This window comes from Embleya sp. NPDC056575 (assembly GCF_042793325.1).
Lineage (GTDB): Bacteria > Actinomycetota > Actinomycetes > Streptomycetales > Streptomycetaceae > Embleya.
This window is the reverse complement of sequence record NZ_JBHTVA010000036.1, coordinates 96004-112520: the sequence shown is the minus strand read 5'-3', so window position 1 is coordinate 112520 and position 16517 is coordinate 96004. Positions and strand designations below refer to the sequence as shown.

The window sequence follows — 16517 nt, the reverse complement described above, 5'->3', positions numbered from 1 at the left end:
ACGGCGGCGCGGCGGCCGCCCCCGCCGCGCGGCCCGTCTTGTGGCCGCACGGCGGCGGCGGGGAACCCGTACCGGCCCGCCCCCCGGCGGCCGGCCGGCGCCCCGGTCGCGGCCGCTCAGCCCACGGCGGACTTGCGCGCGTGTACGAAGAGTTGTTCCTCCGGCCCGGCGGCGGGGTGGTGGGGATGGAACACGCTGACCCGCTGGTGCAGGATCTCCAGGCCGGCGGCACGCAGGCGCACGAGCAGTTCCTCACGCGCGTGGCTGGTCACCCGGGCCCGGTGACCCAGCCAGTCGATCTCCACGCCGTCCGCCTCGGCCGGCACCGTCGCGAACGCGAGCAGCCCGCCGGGCACGAGCCGGGCGCCCAGGCGTTCGAGTTGGTGGTCCAGGTCGGCGCGCGGCAGTTGCAGGAACGGGAAGAACGCGCAGACCGCGTCCCAGGCCGCGTCGTCGTCGACCAGGTCGCGGGCGTCGACCTGTTCGAAAACTGCGCCCGGGACCCGGGCCCGGGCCAGTTCGACCATGGTCGCCGAGACGTCGATCCCGGTCACCCGGTGACCGGCCGCGGTCAGCCGCTCGGCGGTCGGCCGGCCCGTACCGGATCCGATGTCCAGCACCTTCGAGCCGGGCGGGAGTTCGGCGATCAGCCAGTCCAGCGCGGCCAGTTGTTCGGGCAGATCGGCGAACGCGCTCTCGTAGCCCGCCCCGACGGCGTCGAACAACGCGGCGGCGGGAGAACGTGCGCCGTGTGCCGACGGGGAGGGCGAAACGGGATCGGGGGCCATGGGAACGGCGTCCTTTCCTCCGTGGGAAGGCGGGGGGTGAGGGCGGGAAGGGCAGTCCTAACGCCGCAGCAGGACGCCCCGGACGAACGCCGCCTGCCCCGCGTGCTGGAGGTCGTCGCCGATCACGCTGACCAGCCGTACACCCAGGGTGACCGCCGGCGTCCACGCCTCGTCCACGACCCGATCCAGGTCGGCGGGCGTCAGGTCGCCGACGTACCCGACGGTCTGCTCGTGTACCGCGTCGTAGTAGCCGGTGAGCAGGTCCGCCGAGTCCACCCGCACCGCGGCCACCGCCTTGGTGTCCTGCCCGTAGCCGATCGCCCGGACCGGGAAGGGCAGTTCGAAACGTTTGTGCCAGTCCTGCGCGGTCCACACCTGTTCCAGGCCCGCGACGTCGGCGACGTGGTCGTCCTGGACCCGGGTCAGATGCCAGATCAGCCACGCGATCGAGTTCGCGTCCTCGTCCAGTCGCTCGGCCAGTTGGTCGGGCGTCAGATCGGCGACCGCCTCGTGCACGACCTCCCGCACTCGGCCGAATGCGTCGACCAGTAGCTCCGCGCTGTTCATCGAACCCTCGCTCCACTCGTTCCACCGATGTGGCGACTGTGTCTCGCCGGTGTGCTCTGCGTCATCCGTGTCGTCCGCGTCGTCCCGCTCGTCTGCTACTCCTGCCCCGTCCGCTCCCGGTCGTACACCTGCCGCGCGGCCTCGACGGGGGCGATCGCGGCGCGGGCGGCCCGCTACAGGTCGCGCAGGGCCGGGCCGAGACGGGCCCACTGCGCGTGCGGCAGGCCGGTGTCACCCGGTTCGGTCGGCAGGACCTGGATGCTCACGTGGTCCGCGCCCGCGTCGAGGTGTTCGCGGACCCGGGCCGCGATGGCCTCCTCGTCGCCCCACACGACCAGGGTGTCGATCAGCCGGTCGCTGCCGCCGTCGGCCAGGTCGGCGTCGGTGAAGCCGAGCCGACGCAGGTTGCGGACGTAGTTGTCGAGCCCGAGGTACAGCGCCGCCTCCTTGCGGATCACCGCACGGGCGACATCCGGGTCGCGGGCCGGGACCACCTTCTGGTGGGGGGCCAGGAACACCCCCTCGCCCAGTGCCTCGCGGGCCTCGCGGGTGTGCGCGGGCGTGGTGAAATAGGGGTGCGCGCCGTGCGCACGATCGCGTGCCAGGCGCACCATGCGCGGGCCCAGGGCTGCCAGTACGCGCGGCACCCCCGAGTCGCCGGCGGCGTCCAGGGCGTCCAGGTAGGTGTTCATGGTGGCCAGTGGCGGGGTGTACTCGACGCCGAGCCGGTCGGCGAACTCGGCGTGGCTCACGCCCAGTCCCAGGACGAAGCGGCCGGGATGGGCCCGCTCCAGGGCGGCCACGCGGGCGGCGGTCCCGGCGGCGGGGAAGACGCGGACGTTGAGGATCCCGGACGCGACGCCGAGCCGGTCGGAGCCGGCGAGCAGTTGCTCGGCGAGCCCGAACAGGCCGTCGGCGGGGGCGCCGCCGAACCAGGCGGCGGTGAAGCCGAGTTCGGCCAGTTCGGCCGCGGCGGCTCCCGGGTCCGGGTCGGCCGCGTAGGTGCCGTAGCGCTCCCAGACGCCGATGCGCCCCAGTCGTGCGGTGACCTGCTGCGCGTGCATGTGGTCGGTCCTCTCGTCTCGTCGCCGTGCGTCGTGGGCGCCCCCGCGTCGTCGGGGCGGGTCCCTCAGGGGAAAGGCGCCGGCGGGGCCGTGTCTTCCCGGGTGGGGGCGGCGATCGCGATTCGTCGGCTCACTCGGGGTTTCGGTTCGGGTGTCGCGGCTGCCGCGAGGGGGTGAAGTCGGCGACGAGGGAGCGGAAGGCCGCGCGGTAGACGCTCGGCGTGGTACCGGTCGCGCGCAGGAAGTGGGCGCGCAGGTTCGCGGGAGTGCCCAGGCCGGTCTGCGCCGCGATGCGTTCGACCGGGTCCTCGGTGCGCTCCAGCAGCCACTGGGCGCGCTGGATCCGGATGCGGAGCAGGTATTGGAGCGGGGAGAGCCCGGTCTCGGCGCGAAATCGCCGGGTGAGGCTGCGCACGCCCAGCCCCGCACGGCCGGCGATGTCGGCGAGCGCGATCGGGTGGTGCAGGTTGGCCGCCAGCCAGGCGGTGGTCGTCTCGAGGCTGCTGCCGGGCGGGGTGTACGCGCTGTGCGCGGCATCGTCCGGGCCGTCGGCGTCGACGTCCTCGGCGGGGGCGTGCAGTTGCAGGAACAGTTGCCGCTCGGTCTCGATGGCCACACCCAGGCCGTAGTCGAGCGTGATCAGGTCGAGGTACAGATCGAGGCCGCCGAGCACCCCGGCGGCGGAGTGGAAAGCGCCGTCGGCGACCACCTCGCCCTCGGGGTCGACCTCGATCCCGGGGTGACGCCGGGCCAGTTCCCGGGTGTACCGCCGCGCGGTGGCGGCGCGCCGGCCGTCCAGGAGGCCGGTGGCCGCGAGGGTGAACGTCCCGGTGCCGACGGCGCCGATCCGGCCGCCGCGTGCGGCCACGCCCCGAAGCGCGGCTACGATCTCCGGCGCGGGTTCGTCGCGAAAGGCCGCGTGCCCCGGGATCAAAACCGTGTCGGCCTCTTCCACAACGGCCGGATCCCAGGGCGCCTCCACCCGAAACGACCCGGGTTCACCGGTCGCCGTGAAGCCCGGGGCGGTACAGATCCGTAGGTCGTAGGCCACCGGTGGGTGATGCCGGGCGGCGGTGCCGAAGACCAGTCCGGGGGCGGTGAGCTGTTGCCCGGGGATTCCGTCGAGCGCGAGCACGGCGATCACTGGCATGTCCGGAATCTAACCGAGGACGACATCGAGACGCCTGTTTCGAGCCGGTCGCCGCGCCGAGGATGAACGGCACGAGGTCGGACGCGGGAGACGTCCGGCCCCGGGTACGGCCGCCGCACCCCTGTGCGGCCGATACTCCCTCCACGAAAGGTCACCACATGCGCGCAACCACCTCGCGTTCCACCGCCGACGCCGGCGCCGCCCCGCGCCGCCGGCGCGGCCTGGTCGCCAAGGCGCTCACGGCCACGGGAGCGGCACTGGTGCTCGGCACCACGGCCTTCGCCGGCAGCGCCGGGGCGATCGTCAACGGTCAGGACTCGACCGAGAAGTACCAGTTCATGGCCTACGTGCCGATGAAGGCGGGGGGCGTGGACGCCGGATGCGGGGCCACCTTGATCGACAAGCGGTGGGTGCTCACCGCGGCGCACTGTGTCGACCGTGACCTGCCGATCGAACTGGCCGGAACGGTGCGGATCGGCAGCGAGAACCGCACGCAGGGCGGCACCGTTCGCAAGATAGACAAGATCGTCATGCACCCCGGCTACTCGCAGCCCGCCGAAGAGGGTGGCTACAACGTGAACGACCTCGCGTTGATCCGCCTGGACCGGCCGGTCAAGGAGAAGCCGATCAAGCTCGCCAAGCAGGCCGGGCCGGTGGGCACGCCGACTCGACTCCTCGGCTTCGGCACGATCGTCGACCCGGACAGCCTGGACAACGCCGTCTTCCCGAACCGGCTCCAGGAACTGGACACCCGCCTGGGCACCAGCGCCGAGTGCAACGGCCGCACCGACGGCACACGCCTGTGCACGGTCAGCCGAAAGCTCAACGCCATGGCCTGCTTCGGCGACTCCGGCGGCCCGCAGATCCAAAAGAACCGCGCCGGCCGGTGGGAGCTGATCGGCACCACGTCCGGCGACGGCGACGGCAAGCCGGGCTGCGCGACGGGCCCGGGCCTGTACACGAACGACACCGCGTACAAGAGCTGGATCCACACGACGATCCGCAACAACAAGTAACCGACCCGCCGCCCCTCGGCCCGCCCGACGTGGGACACCCCGCGTCGCGCGGGCCGCGCGACGGATGCCTGGCGTGTCGAGGCGGTGTGCGGCTTCGGTGGACCGCGAGTGGTTGGATTCGGTCATGTCCGTTGTCGCCGTGCTCGCCCTCGACGGGGTTCCCGGGCACCAGCTCACCACCCCCGGGCTGGTGTTCGGGGTCGCCGGGCGCGAACATCGCGGCGTCGCGTACGAGATCAGGATCTGTTCGGGGCCCGGTCCGCGGGTGACCGGCGGACCGGCCGGGTTGCGGATCGGCGCGCCGTACGGACTCGATGCCCTCGCGGACGCGGACGTCGTACTGGTCCCGGGCCACGACGGCTTCCGGGACGCGCCGCCGGCCGGTGTCCTCGCGGCACTGCGCGCCGCGGCCTCTCGCGGCGGCCGGATCGCCGCCGTCGACACCGGGACCTTCACCCTCGCCGCGACCGGACTCCTGAGCGCACGCCGAGCCACCACCAACCGACGCCACACCGACGAACTGGCCGAACTGCACCCCGACATCGACGTCGACCCCCTCGGCGTCGCGATCGAGGACGGCCCCTTCCTCACCGCCGCGGGCGTCTTCGGCGGCATCGACGTCTGCCTGCGGCTCCTGGCGCACGACCACGGCCGGGGGGTGGCCGAGGCGACGAGCCGGGAACTCATCACCCCGCTGCACGTGTACGCCGACGACGTCCAGGAGACGATCGCCCGGGAGGTCGCCGAAAGTGTCGGCCTGGACCCGACGCTGCGTTGGATGCGAAAGCACCTGCACGATCCGCTCACCGTCGCCGGCCTCGCCGCCCACGCCCGGACCAGCGTCAGCAGCCTCACCCGCCGCTTCCACGCGCACACGGGCCTGAGCCCACTCCAATACCTGCTCCGCATCCGCCTGGAAGAGGCCCAACGCCTGCTCCGGGAAACCGACTTCCCCGTCGAACTGATCGCGGACCGCACGGGCTTCGGCACGCCGGCCGCCATGCGCCGACACTTCCGCGCCCTCACCGACACCACCCCGAGCGCCTACCGCCGGGCCCACCGGGCCGCCGAGCACCGATCCCACCCCCGACCCGGCTCCCGTTGATGCCGACCCGTGTGGTGGCCTGTCGCGCGCTCTACTTGGCCTCGGCGTAGGTCCGGGTCGCCGTCGGGACCAGGGGCAGCAGGACGGGCGTGTCGCCGAAGACCAGGGTCCGGGCCTCCTCCGCCGCCTCGGTGATCGCGGCGGATACCGCCTCGGTCAGGTCGGCGGGGCTGTGCACGATGAACTCGTCGTGTTGGAAGAAGACCAGATGCGGGCGGCCCGAGGGGGACGCGTCGTAGCGGGCGAGCCGGCGGCGCAGCGCGGCGAGCAGGGCCAGCGCCCAGTCGGCGGCACTGGCCTGGATGACGAAGTTGCGGGTGAAGCGGCCCCGGGCACGCGTGGATCGGGCGCCCGCGTCGTCGGTGCGGTCGGCGCCGGGTTCGCCGCTCGCGCCGCCCTCGGCGAGGTCGAGCCAGGAGGAGGAGGGCGGCGGGCAGGTTCGCCCAAGGCGCGACCGTACGATGCCGCCCTCCTCGCCGGTGCGCGCGGCGGCCTCGACGTAGCCCATCGCGTCCGGATACCGCCGCCGCAGGGTGGTCAACAGCGGGCCGATGTCGCCGCTGGTCTGCCCGTACATCGCGCCGAGCAGCCCGAGTTTGGCCTTGGCCCGATCGCCCTGGAAGGCGGCCTTGGCCAACGCCTCGTACAGGTCGCCGGCGGCGGCCGAGCGGGCCAGCCCGGCGTCGCCCGACATCGCGGCCAGCACGCGCGGCTCCAACTGCGCCGCGTCGGCGACCACCAGCCGCCACCCGGGGTCGGCCACGACCGCGCCGCGCAGCACGCGCGGGATCTGCAAAGCGCCGCCGCCGCGACCGGCCCAGCGACCGGTGACGACGCCGCCGACGACGTACTCGGGGCGGAATCGGCCGCCGCGTACCCAGGTGTCCTGCCACGCCCACCCGTGCGCGGCGTGCAGGCGGGCGAGTTCCTTGTACCTGATCAACAGGGCGGCGGCCGGGTGGGCCACGTCGCGCAGATACCAGGTGCGGGTCGAGGTCAGCCGTACGCCCTGCTCGGCGAACGCCTTCAGCACCTGCGGATGCGAATCGGGGTTGAACGCCCGTCCGCCGAGCGCCGCGCGCAGTTGTTCGGCCAGGTCGGCGAGGTGTCGCGGCGGCGCGCCCGCGACCCGGGGCCGGGCGCCGAGCAGTTCGGTGAGCAGCGCGTCGTGTACGTCGACCCGCCAGGGCAGCCCGTCGGCGGCCATCTCGGCCGCGGCCAGCCCGCCGGCCGACTCGGCGGCGACCAGGAGCCGGAAACGGGAGCGGCGGGCGGCGTCCTCGATCGCCTCGATGCGGCGGACCTGGTCGGCGTGCACCGCCACCACGGCCTCCAGCGCGTCGACGCCGGCGGGCAGCCGCAGCCGATCGGGGACGAACAGGCTGTCCTGCGCGTCGGCGGCACCGATCGGCAGGTCCTCGGGCACCGGCAGGCCCTTCAGCCGGGCCCAGGCCGCGCCCAGCGAGCGGGGTTCGCCGACCCGCTCCTCGTGCGCGAGCAGCAGCGACTCGACCAGCGCGAGGTCGTGGCAGCGGCTCACCCGGGAGGGCGACAACGGCGCGTACGCACTCTCCGCCGACGCCCACACCCACCGAGGCGGTACCGGCGCGGCCTCGAAGTCGGCCACCGCCGCCACCAGATCGCCCACGTGGACGGCCGCCCCGAGCGGCACCCCGTCATCCCCCAGCGGCCGCAGCCATCCCCCGTGCCCATAGGCGTCGGGCGCCACGGCCACGCGAGGCGCCCTCACCCGCGGCACGTCCCCGGCCGGACCCGGTCGACCGAGGCACGGCACACCTGACACCGAGTCGAATCCACGGCCCACCTCCTCCCGCCGCACCGAATGCGCACGAACCACTCACAACCGACAACGCCGACAACACCGCCGACCGACGAACACTACCCGCCACCCCCGACAGAGGCGGCGCCGAGGCGAAACGGTCAGGGCGAGATCGTGTAGCGGGCCGCGGCCGCCATGGCGCGCTCGTGCAGGGACGTGCGCAACGACCGGGGCGCCAGCGCCTCGGCGTCCGGGTCGAGTTGCCACAGGGCCCATTCGGCGTGGCGGGCGTCCTGGAAGGTCACTTCGAGGCGCAGTCGGCCGTCCGCCTCGGGCTCTTCGGCGCGCACGGCCAGCGCGGTGGCCAACAGCTCCTCCCGCCGTGCCGGGTTCACCCGTACCAGTACGGCGAATTGTTCGTCGGCCAGGAACTGCGCGCAGCGTTCGCGCCAGACCCGGTCCAGGTCGACCCGGTTCGGCCGCCGGGCCGGTTCGGGAAGCTCCTCGGCGGCCAGCACCCGGGACAGCCGGTAGGTGCGGTCCTCGCCGGACCGGGTGGCCAGCAGATAGCCCCGATCGCGCACGGTGACCAGGCCGATCGGGTCCACCGTGCGCCACTGCGGCTCCCGGTCGCCGGCCGCGTAGTGGATCCGGAGCCGGTGTCCGGCCAGCACCGCGCGCCGCACCTCGACCATCGCCGTACGGGGCACCTCCTCGGCCGGGGAACGGCGCGAGAGCAGGTCGGTCTCCGGCTCGACGAGAAACCGCTGCGCCGCGTCGTTCGCGGTGGCCCGATGGCTTTCGGGCAGCGCGTCGAGCACCTTGCGCATCGCGGACGCGAGCGCCGACCCGAGGCCGAACACCTGCTCGCCGCGCCCCGATCCGGCGGCCAGGAGCGCAAGGGCCTCGTCGTGGTTCAGCCCGGTCAGCTCGGTCCGGAAACCGGGCGACAACACGAACCCGCCGTGCCGGCCGCGCTCGGCGTAGACCGGGACACCGGCCGCGGACAGCGCCTCGATGTCGCGCAGCACGGTGCGCGTGGACACCTCCAGCTCGTCGGCCAGCGTGGCGGCGGTCAGCCGACCGCGCTGACGCAGCAACAACACCAGCGAAACCAACCGATCGGCGCGCACCTCGAAAATTTTATCGGAATACCTGACCAAGGATGTCGTGATTCGTTGCGAGGCTCTTCCCACGACGTCGAGGACGGCCGTCGGGCCGCCGGACGTACGTACTTCCGACACTTGCGAATGGAGCCGATGTGGCGATGGAACGAACGGCGGTCAACCCGGTGACGTGGTCGACGGAGCTGGGGTTCAACCAGGGAGAGGTCGTCTCCGGGCACACCCGGACCCTGTACTGCTCCGGGCAGACCGCGATGAGCGCCGAGGGCAGGCCCGAGCACGACGGCGACATGGCGGCGCAGTTGGCGCTGACCCTCGACAACCTGGAGGCCGTTCTCGGCGAGGCCGGCATGTCCCTCGCGAACCTGATCCGCCTCAACGTCTACACGACCGACGTCGACCTGCTCTTCCGGCACTACGGCGTGCTGGCGTCACGACTGGGCGCCGCCGGGGTGGCGCCGACCACCACGATGCTCGGGGTGACCCGGCTGGCGATCCCGAGCCTGATGGTCGAACTGGAGGGGACCGCGGTCGCCTGACGCGACCTCGGCGCCGGGCGGGGGCGGCGGCGAGGTCGCGGGGGGCTAGGTTCGTGGGCGAAGCGGTCGATCGGTCGCCGCCGTGCCTCGGTGGCGACGATCGACCGCGGTTTCGTCGTCGTTGTGAGGAGTGCGTTCCATGGCTCGTGTGCCTTCCGCCGCCGTCGCCGCCGCCGGGTTGATCGGCGGGTACGCGGTTGCCCGCTATACGAAGCGGCGACCGCTCGGCGGCGCGGTGTTGGCCGCGGCGGGTGCGGTGGCGGCCAAGGAGTGGCGGGAGCGGGCCGGTACGCCGACCGCCGCCGCGCTGACCGGGCTGTACACGGTCGCGTTCGGCGCCTCGCACCCGCTCGCGAAGAAGATCGGCGCCTGGCCCTCGGTGTTCGCGGTGGCCGGGACGGTGGCCGCCGCGTCGTACGCACTCGCGGACCGCAAGGCATAGCGACGACGACCACGCGGGCCGCGAGGCCGGGGGTGGCAACCGCTCGGGCCGCGAGGCCGGGACCGGCGACCGATCCCGGCCGGCTGCGGAAGGGCCTCACTCGGTGGCGGCCCTCGCGACCAGTTCGCCGATCTCCTCGACCGCGGCGGAGGGGCCGGGGAAGAACCGGTTCTTGGTCAGCGCGAAGGAGATGCCGGTCTCGGTGTCGGCGTACGCCGCGCTGCCCCCCATGCCGGGCATGCCGAAAACGCCGGGCGTCTGCTCCGGGGCGGCGCCCGGCCGGCCGAGGTTGTACCCCAGCGCGCGCGGCACGGGGAAGCCGACCATGTGGTCGACGTCGGCCGTGGCCAGGGCCGCGACCTCGCGCAGCCGCGCGGCCGAGACCAGCCGCACACCGTCCACTTCGCCCAGCAGCGCGGCGTACATCCTGGCCACCGCGCGGGCGGACATCGTGCCGCCCGAGGGAATGTCCGAGGTGAGCACGACGGGGTTGTTTCCGTATTCGGCGCTGGGGGTCACCGCGAGCGGCGTGGCCTTGAACATCGGCATGTCGGCGGGCAGCGCCGCCATCATCTCGGCGGAGCCCGGCGCGTCCTCGAGTCGGGCGAGCCGGCCCAGCTCGGACTCCGGGACGCCGAAGAACAGTTCGTCGGCGATGCCCAGCGGAGCCGCCACCTCCTGCCGCAATACCTGCGAAATCGGCGCGCCGACGGCCCGGCGCACGATCTCGCCCATCACGAAACCCCAGGTCATCGCGTGGTAGCCGGTCTTGGTCCCGGGCTCCCACCAGGGCTTCGAGCCGGCGATCAGGGCACACATCCCCTCCCAGTCGGCCAGGTCCCGCACGGTGAGATCCGCAGGCACCGCCGGCACGCCGACGGAGTGCGTCAGCGCATGGCGGATGGTCGCCTTGTCCTTGCCGTGGGCACCGAACTCCGGCCAGAACTCGACGATCGGCGTGTCGTAGTCGAGGGCACCACGATCCGCGAGGACGTGCACCACCGTCGCGGTCACCCCCTTGCCCGTGGAGGCGCTGTAGAACGGCATGTCCGAGGTGACCGGACGATCGCCGCCCGGATCGGCGACGCCCGCCACCGCGTCCACCACCAGCTCGCCGTGCCGGTAGACCGCGACCTGGATGCCCAGTTCGGCGCCCGACTCCACCAACCGGTCGATGGCCTGTTGCACAACCTTCTGCATGCTGTTCCCGCCCTCTCGATCCTTGCCAACGGTGTTTGGGCCCACCGTTCGCCCCGAGGTCGGAACCGACGACGCGATCTCGACATCCCCCCGGCGCGGATTCGCGCCGGGGGGATGGTGGGTCGGGTCAGCCGGCTTTGCGGTGGGCGGTGGGGTGGGGTTCCGGGGACTCGTAGCCGGCTTCGTCCGCCTCGCGCAGGAGTGCGATCAGGTCGCTTCGGGCCCTGGCGACGCGTGAGCGCACGGTGCCGATCGGGCAGCCGGCGATGACGGCCGCCTCGGCGTAGCCGAAGTCGAGCACCTGGGTCAGTACGAACGCCTCGCGTCGGGCCGGATGCAGCGCGCCGAACAGGTCGTCGAGGGCCAGGCCCTCGTCGAAGCCGGGACGGGTGATGTCCTGGCGGTGCTCGGCGACTTCCACCCAGTCGTCGACGGCGGCGGTACGAGGTCGCGCGGCCGCCGCACGATACCGGTCGACGACGGTGCGTCGGGCGATGGACAACAACCAGGTCCGGACCGAGGACGCCCCCGTGAAACGCGGCAGCGCCGTCCAGGCGCGCAGGTACGTCTCCTGGGTGAGGTCGTCCGCGCTCTGCACATCGGTCAGGTAGGCGACGAAGCGCCATACGTCGCGATGCGTGCCCCGGACGAAGTCGTCCACGGCTTCCGGGTCACCGGCCGCGCCGGCGAGGGCCCGCGCGGTCAGGTCGAGGTCGGGCGTGCCATCCCCCGAGCGGCGGGAGTCGAGCGGGGTCACCGAGGCGGTGTGGTCGCCGCGCGAGGCCTCGCCCGCGCGGGACGGGTCGGGCGTGGGGTGTGCGGTACGGCGCGCCGGGGGGCGGAGCATCACGGTGCTCGCGAGGCCCGGTGATTGGTGGTCGGGCCGGTGCTCGGGCCGGAGTTCCGGTCGGGTGACAGGGTGGAGAGCAGACATGGTCCACGTCCTCGTCATGCGGGCGGCGATCGATCGGCGCCGGGCGGATCGATGCCGAGCGGGTGCAGGGGCGCGCACCGGGAGCCGAGTGCGGCGGTGCCTGCGACTCGGACTCGACGACGGTGCGGTGGAACACCCGAGGACACGCCGGCCGGACGCGGACACTTCGGCGATGGCGTGAAGCACCGCACCGTGGCCGCGAGAACCGGGGAACGTTTCCCGGTCACGACACCGGTGTCACTCGGGTGATCGGTACGCCTGAATCCACCGACCGCGATGCGCCGACGGCCGAAGGCGCCGACGCGCGGGGCGTGCCCGGATCGGGCGAGGTCACCGCGCCGAAGGCACGACGGACCCGGCCCTCCCGCGCGGGCGTGCGTGGGCCGGAGCCCACATCGGTGGACGTCGGTGGACGTCAGGCGTACAGCGCCGCCGGCGGCCCTCGACCCGGTAGTGGCCGGGTGACCCACTTGGGGACGGCCCGTACCCGACGCCGGCTCGCCCGCGGCATCGCGGGGCGGCCGGTGGCGAGCGGCGACGTCCAGGCGCCGACCAGCGCGAGCACCACGGTGCCCGCCATCGTGGCGAGCAGGCGCAGCAGTCGGAAGACCGCCTTCTCGCCGTGCCGCAACCACAGGCCGCAGCCGAGCGCGGCGAGCACGTGTGCGGCGAACATCCCGGTACCGCCGTGTCCCAGAACGGACATCAGCGCACCGTCGTGGTTCATCCCGCCCATCGCGGAACCGGAACCGGATCCCGAACCGGCGCCGGCCATGTGGTGCCCACCGGAGCCGGTCGAAGGCCCGCCGAAGCCGGCCGCCGCCGGGGATTGTCGGGCCAGGTCCGGGTCCAGCCGCATCCGGGTCAGCAGTTCGGCCACCGAGTGGGTCGCCACGTCACCGGGGCGGTCGTCGTTGCACAGCAGCACTTGGAGCCACTGGGATCGAAAGCGGGCCGCGCCGGTCGGCTCGGCGACCGGTTGCCGGGCCAGCGTGAACAACGTATGCAGGCCGGCCTGGGCAGCCAGTACGGCGGCCGTGATCGCGCCCAGTCCACGTTCGCGATCGGCCACGGCCCAGGCCAGTACGCCGATCCCGACGCCGGCGCCGACCGGGGCGACCCAGTGCACCGGGGCGTCGGACATCAGTGTGTGCCCGAACAGCGCGAGCAACACACAGACCACCGCGAACATCGCGGCGCGAACGGCTCGAAGCACGGACCGGGCAGGCATGGTGAGCCTCATGTTCCCATTCGCGGGCGCCGATCGGACCCGGGGGTGGCCGCCCACTTCCCGAACTTCTCCCGAACCCCGCCGAAACCCGGACCGAACTCGACCCCCGATCCCGGGCGTCCGCCGGGAGTCGCCGTGAATCGGGTCGTCCGGGAACCAGGCATGATCGCCGGCCGACTACCGGAATGCCCTCGCCCACCGACCGATCCCTGGAGCCCGATTCATGCCCGTGTTCGCCGGTGGACCCGACCCCCGGGATCGCCCCTGGCACCTGCGCCCGCGCCCGCCGTTCCGGCTGCGGACCGGCGCGATCGCCAAAGGCGCCGAAGATGCCGGAATCACCCCTGATGTGCGTCCGCGCCCGACGGCGACGTCGCGCCGGGCCGATTCCGCGCCCGCAACGGTGCTCGCCTTCCTCGGCCTGCTCGTGATGTTGTTCGTCGTCGCGTTCACGATCGGCCGCCAGGCCGGCCCGGTGGCGCCCGACCTGCGCGAGCCGGGTCCGCCCGGGGCACCGGTCAAGATGGGCGAGGAGGGTGGCGGCCACGGCCGGATGGGCCTGGGCGAGCCCGACGGCCCCCCGCGCACCTCGGGCGCCGCCCTGTGACCACCTCCACCCGACCGATCACCACCGACGTGACCGTCTCCGGCATGACCTGCGGCGCCTGTGTGAATCGGGTCGAGCGTCGGCTGGCCCGCCTCGACGGCGTCACCGCCACGGTCAACCTCGCCACCGGCCGGGCCCGCGTCGTACACCCCGCGTCCCTGCCGGTGATCGACCTCCTCGCGGCCATCACCGCCGCCGGCTACGAGGCGACCGTGGCCGGCCCGAACCCCGCCGGCGCCGCCGCGACCGGCCCGGCCGGCGAGGCGATCGACCCCGGTCGGCGCAACCTCCTGATCGTGGCCGCGCTGGCGCTGCCCGTACTGGTCCTGTCGATGGTGCCCGCGTGGCAGTTCACCAACTGGCAGTGGTTGTGCCTGACGCTGGCCGCGCCGGTGGCCACGTGGGGTGCCTGGCCGTTCCATCGTCGGGCCCTGCACGGAGTGCGCTACGCGGGCGCGACCATGGACACGCTGGTCAGCCTCGGCGTACTCGCCGCGTTCGGCTGGTCCCTGTGGGCCCTGTTCGGCGGCGGCGCCGGCGAGCCCGGGATGCGGATGCCCTTCACCCTGCTGCCGCCCGCCGCCGGCGACGAGGCGCACATGTACCTCGAAGTCGCCGTCGCCGTGCCGCTGTTCGTCCTGCTCGGCCGCCGGTTGGAGGACCGGGCCCGGACCCGGACCGGCTCCGCGCTGCGCGAGTTGGCCGCGCTCGTCCCGGACCGGGTCGCCGTCCTGCACCCGGGGCCCGGCGGGAAGACGGTCGAGGTGACCGTGCCGACCGCGTCCCTGACGGTAGGTCAGGTGTTCGTGGTCCGGCCCGGCGACCGGGTGCCCGCCGACGGCGTCGTGGTCGACGGCCGCTCCGCGCTCGACGTGTCCCACCTGACCGGGGAAAGCCGCCCGATGGAGGTCGGCCCCGACGACCAGGTGCCCGGCGGCAGCGTCAACGAGGGCGGTCGGATCACCGCGAGGGCGACCGCCGTCGGTGCGGACACCCGCCTCGCCCGGATCACCGCCGCGGTGGAGGAGGCCCAGGCCGGCAAAACCGGCGCACAGCGGCTCGCCGACCGCATCGCGGGCGTGTTCGTCCCGTCCGTACTGGCCACCGCCGTGACCGTGCTCGGCTTCTGGCTCGGCGCCGGCGGCGACCCGCAGGCCGCGGCCGGCGCGACCATGGCCGTCCTGGTGGTGGCCTGCCCGTGCGCCCTCGGCCTGGCCACACCCACCGCGATCCTGGCCGCCACCGGGCGCGGCGCGCGGCTCGGCGTACTGATCCGCGAACCCGCCGCTCTGGAACGCCTGCGCCGCGTGGGCACCGTCGTGGTCGACAAGACCGGCACGCTGACCACCGGCGGCATGAGCCTGCTGCGCTGCGTGGCCGCGCCCGACGTCGACCCGGGCGAACTGCTGGCCCGGGTGGGCGCGGTCGAGTCCGCGTCCGCGCACCCGATCGGCCGGGCCCTCACCCGCGCCGCGACCGAGCGCGCGGGCACCCCGCCGCCGGTCGCCGATTTCGCCTCGGAGCCCGGAATCGGCGTCCGCGGCCTGGTGGACGGCTCGCGGGTGGCCGTCCTGCGCCCGGGCGTCGAGGACGTCACGGCGCTGCCGGCCGGCCTGCGCGCGGCGCTGTCCGAGGCGGACGCCGCCGGGGACACCGCGGTCGTCGCGACGGTCAACGGCGTGCCGGCGGGGGTGCTGGTGCTGGGCGACTCGGTACGCCCGGAGGCCGCCGCCGCGATCCGGGCGCTCGATCGGCTCGGCGTCACGGTGATCCTGGCCACGGGCGATCGTCCGGGGCCGGCCCGGGCGGTGGCCGACGCGGTCGGGATCGACGAGGTGCTGAGCGAGTTGGACCCGCACGACAAGGCCGAACTCGTCCGCGGCCTGCGGCGGGACCAGGCCGGACGGGCCGTCGCGGTGGTCGGCGACGGCATCAACGACACGATCGCGCTCGGCGAGGCGGACCTGGGCATCGGCATGGGCGGCGGCACGGCGGCGGCGATCGGCGTCGCCGACGTGACGCTGGTGCGCGACGACCTGGGCGCGCTGGCCGACGCGATCCGGCTCTCCCGGCGTACGACCGGGACGATCCGGGCCAACCTCGGCTGGGCGTTCGGCTACAACGTGGTGCTGATCCCGATCGCGGTGACCGGGCTGCTCAATCCCATGCTCGCCGCCGCCGCGATGTCGGTCAGCTCGCTCGCGGTGGTCACCAACAGCCTCCGGCTGACCCGATTCCGGGCCGGCCGCCCCGACGACGCGAAGCGGGACCGGACATGAAGCCCCCCACCGCACCGAAGCCCCCGTCCGTACCCGGGCCCCTGGCCGCGTTGAAGTCCGTCGCCGGCCCCGTCCTGGCCGCCGCCCTCGCGCTGGCCCTGCTCACCGTCTGGACCGCGACCGGCCGCGCCGGTACCGCGCCCAAGCTCTCCATCAGCGACGGTCGGGTACACCTGGCCACCAACGCCGACGCCACCTCCGCCTACTTCACCATCCGCAACACCGGCGACGCCAACGACGAACTCGTCTTTGTCAGCACCCCCATCACCACCGACGTCGGCTTCAGCTTCCACACCTACACGGGCTACGCCGGCCGCATGTGGATGACCAAGGCCCTGCCGATCCCGGCCAACGGCCTGCTCGGCATGACCGCGAGCGGCGCGAACATCATGCTCGGCACACCCCCGAAGCTCACCCCCGGCCAAACCATCCCCTTCACCCTCCACTTCCGCCACAGCCCCCCGATGCACACCACGGCCGTGGTAATCCGCCCGGGCACCTGGACCCCCGCCCGCGCCTCCTGACCCGATCCGAGAGGGCCGGCGCTCCACCGAGTCACCCCCGCCGCGCCATCCGGTGAGCGTCGCCCCGACACGGTCACCGGGGCCGATCGGGGACAATGGGCGGATCGCCCCGAGCCGACCGCGCCCCCTCGCCCCGGCTCCCCCACCCCGTCAGGAGTCCCCCCACC

At 73.8% G+C, this 16517-nt stretch carries 16 protein-coding genes; 7 read left to right on the top strand and 9 right to left on the bottom strand.

From position 1 onward, the window contains the following. Positions 1-116: 116 nt before the first annotated feature. The 4 genes from ACFRCG_RS27285 to ACFRCG_RS27270 all read right to left on the bottom strand — a co-directional run bounded on the left by ACFRCG_RS27285 (position 117) and on the right by ACFRCG_RS27270 (position 3569). The gene (locus ACFRCG_RS27285) at positions 117-788 is read right to left on the bottom strand and encodes a class I SAM-dependent DNA methyltransferase (RefSeq protein WP_380036169.1); all 672 of its coding nucleotides are present in this window, start codon (positions 786-788) and stop codon (positions 117-119) included. Between the two features lie 57 nt (positions 789-845). Continuing rightward, on the bottom strand, positions 846-1355 hold the full coding sequence (locus tag ACFRCG_RS27280; RefSeq protein WP_380036167.1) for a DinB family protein: 510 nt from the start codon (positions 1353-1355) through the stop codon (positions 846-848). Between the two features lie 173 nt (positions 1356-1528). Next, positions 1529-2419 (bottom strand): TIGR03620 family F420-dependent LLM class oxidoreductase, encoded by an 891-nt coding sequence (locus ACFRCG_RS27275; protein ID WP_380036165.1) that lies wholly within the window; start codon positions 2417-2419, stop codon positions 1529-1531. A 130-nt stretch (positions 2420-2549) separates the two neighbouring features. Continuing rightward, the gene (locus tag ACFRCG_RS27270) at positions 2550-3569 is read right to left on the bottom strand and encodes a GlxA family transcriptional regulator (protein ID WP_380036163.1); all 1020 of its coding nucleotides are present in this window, start codon (positions 3567-3569) and stop codon (positions 2550-2552) included. A gap of 158 nt (positions 3570-3727) precedes the next feature. Here ACFRCG_RS27270 and ACFRCG_RS27265 point away from each other — a divergent pair, with 158 nt between their 5' ends. Continuing rightward, positions 3728-4585 (top strand): S1 family peptidase, encoded by an 858-nt coding sequence (locus ACFRCG_RS27265; protein ID WP_380036161.1) that lies wholly within the window; start codon positions 3728-3730, stop codon positions 4583-4585. A gap of 124 nt (positions 4586-4709) precedes the next feature. Beyond that, positions 4710-5690: a GlxA family transcriptional regulator gene (locus ACFRCG_RS27260; protein ID WP_380036159.1), complete on the top strand. Its 981-nt coding sequence runs from the start codon at positions 4710-4712 to the stop codon at positions 5688-5690. A 31-nt stretch (positions 5691-5721) separates the two neighbouring features. Here ACFRCG_RS27260 and ACFRCG_RS27255 read toward each other — a convergent pair whose 3' ends face one another. Both ACFRCG_RS27255 and ACFRCG_RS27250 read right to left on the bottom strand, forming a co-directional pair. Next, positions 5722-7419 carry a bifunctional 3'-5' exonuclease/DNA polymerase gene (locus tag ACFRCG_RS27255; RefSeq protein WP_380036183.1) on the bottom strand — a complete coding sequence of 566 codons (1698 nt, stop codon included), beginning with the start codon at positions 7417-7419 and terminating at the stop codon, positions 5722-5724. A 212-nt stretch (positions 7420-7631) separates the two neighbouring features. Next, on the bottom strand, positions 7632-8603 hold the full coding sequence (locus tag ACFRCG_RS27250; protein ID WP_380036157.1) for a helix-turn-helix transcriptional regulator: 972 nt from the start codon (positions 8601-8603) through the stop codon (positions 7632-7634). A gap of 134 nt (positions 8604-8737) precedes the next feature. Here ACFRCG_RS27250 and ACFRCG_RS27245 point away from each other — a divergent pair, with 134 nt between their 5' ends. After that, positions 8738-9133, top strand: coding sequence for a RidA family protein (locus tag ACFRCG_RS27245; RefSeq protein ID WP_380036181.1), 396 nt, complete (start codon positions 8738-8740; stop codon positions 9131-9133). Positions 9134-9272: 139 nt separating this feature from the next. Beyond that, entirely contained in the window at positions 9273-9575 is a 303-nt protein-coding gene (locus ACFRCG_RS27240; RefSeq protein WP_380036155.1) for a hypothetical protein, read from the top strand. Between the two features lie 96 nt (positions 9576-9671). Here ACFRCG_RS27240 and ACFRCG_RS27235 read toward each other — a convergent pair whose 3' ends face one another. From ACFRCG_RS27235 to ACFRCG_RS27225, 3 genes are all read right to left on the bottom strand, one after another. Next, positions 9672-10775, bottom strand: coding sequence for a serine hydrolase domain-containing protein (locus ACFRCG_RS27235; RefSeq protein WP_380036153.1), 1104 nt, complete (start codon positions 10773-10775; stop codon positions 9672-9674). 127 nt (positions 10776-10902) lie between these two features. Continuing rightward, positions 10903-11622 (bottom strand): sigma-70 family RNA polymerase sigma factor, encoded by a 720-nt coding sequence (locus ACFRCG_RS27230; protein ID WP_380036179.1) that lies wholly within the window; start codon positions 11620-11622, stop codon positions 10903-10905. 502 nt (positions 11623-12124) lie between these two features. Then, the gene (locus ACFRCG_RS27225) at positions 12125-12952 is read right to left on the bottom strand and encodes a hypothetical protein (RefSeq protein ID WP_380036151.1); all 828 of its coding nucleotides are present in this window, start codon (positions 12950-12952) and stop codon (positions 12125-12127) included. Positions 12953-13163: 211 nt separating this feature from the next. Here ACFRCG_RS27225 and ACFRCG_RS27220 point away from each other — a divergent pair, with 211 nt between their 5' ends. The 3 genes from ACFRCG_RS27220 to ACFRCG_RS27210 are packed head-to-tail and all read left to right on the top strand — an operon-like array spanning position 13164 to position 16350. Then, positions 13164-13547 carry a hypothetical protein gene (locus ACFRCG_RS27220; protein ID WP_380036149.1) on the top strand — a complete coding sequence of 128 codons (384 nt, stop codon included), beginning with the start codon at positions 13164-13166 and terminating at the stop codon, positions 13545-13547. Further along, positions 13544-15826 (top strand): heavy metal translocating P-type ATPase, encoded by a 2283-nt coding sequence (locus ACFRCG_RS27215; RefSeq protein WP_380036147.1) that lies wholly within the window; start codon positions 13544-13546, stop codon positions 15824-15826. The genes ACFRCG_RS27220 and ACFRCG_RS27215 overlap by 4 nt, the downstream gene beginning before the upstream one ends. Further along, positions 15823-16350, top strand: coding sequence for a copper chaperone PCu(A)C (locus tag ACFRCG_RS27210; protein WP_380036145.1), 528 nt, complete (start codon positions 15823-15825; stop codon positions 16348-16350). The genes ACFRCG_RS27215 and ACFRCG_RS27210 overlap by 4 nt, the downstream gene beginning before the upstream one ends. Positions 16351-16517: the final 167 nt, after the last annotated feature.

Coding starts and splice junctions, on each gene's coding strand:
- ACFRCG_RS27285 (WP_380036169.1), bottom strand. CDS start 788: ATGGCCCCCGATCCCGTTTCGCCCTCCCCGTCGGCACACGGCGCACGT.
- ACFRCG_RS27280 (WP_380036167.1), bottom strand. CDS start 1,355: ATGAACAGCGCGGAGCTACTGGTCGACGCATTCGGCCGAGTGCGGGAG.
- ACFRCG_RS27275 (WP_380036165.1), bottom strand. CDS start 2,419: ATGCACGCGCAGCAGGTCACCGCACGACTGGGGCGCATCGGCGTCTGG.
- ACFRCG_RS27270 (WP_380036163.1), bottom strand. CDS start 3,569: ATGCCAGTGATCGCCGTGCTCGCGCTCGACGGAATCCCCGGGCAACAG.
- ACFRCG_RS27265 (WP_380036161.1), top strand. CDS start 3,728: ATGCGCGCAACCACCTCGCGTTCCACCGCCGACGCCGGCGCCGCCCCG.
- ACFRCG_RS27260 (WP_380036159.1), top strand. CDS start 4,710: ATGTCCGTTGTCGCCGTGCTCGCCCTCGACGGGGTTCCCGGGCACCAG.
- ACFRCG_RS27245 (WP_380036181.1), top strand. CDS start 8,738: ATGGAACGAACGGCGGTCAACCCGGTGACGTGGTCGACGGAGCTGGGG.
- ACFRCG_RS27240 (WP_380036155.1), top strand. CDS start 9,273: ATGGCTCGTGTGCCTTCCGCCGCCGTCGCCGCCGCCGGGTTGATCGGC.
- ACFRCG_RS27235 (WP_380036153.1), bottom strand. CDS start 10,775: ATGCAGAAGGTTGTGCAACAGGCCATCGACCGGTTGGTGGAGTCGGGC.
- ACFRCG_RS27230 (WP_380036179.1), bottom strand. CDS start 11,622: ATGCTCCGCCCCCCGGCGCGCCGTACCGCACACCCCACGCCCGACCCG.
- ACFRCG_RS27225 (WP_380036151.1), bottom strand. CDS start 12,952: ATGAGGCTCACCATGCCTGCCCGGTCCGTGCTTCGAGCCGTTCGCGCC.
- ACFRCG_RS27220 (WP_380036149.1), top strand. CDS start 13,164: ATGCCCGTGTTCGCCGGTGGACCCGACCCCCGGGATCGCCCCTGGCAC.
- ACFRCG_RS27210 (WP_380036145.1), top strand. CDS start 15,823: ATGAAGCCCCCCACCGCACCGAAGCCCCCGTCCGTACCCGGGCCCCTG.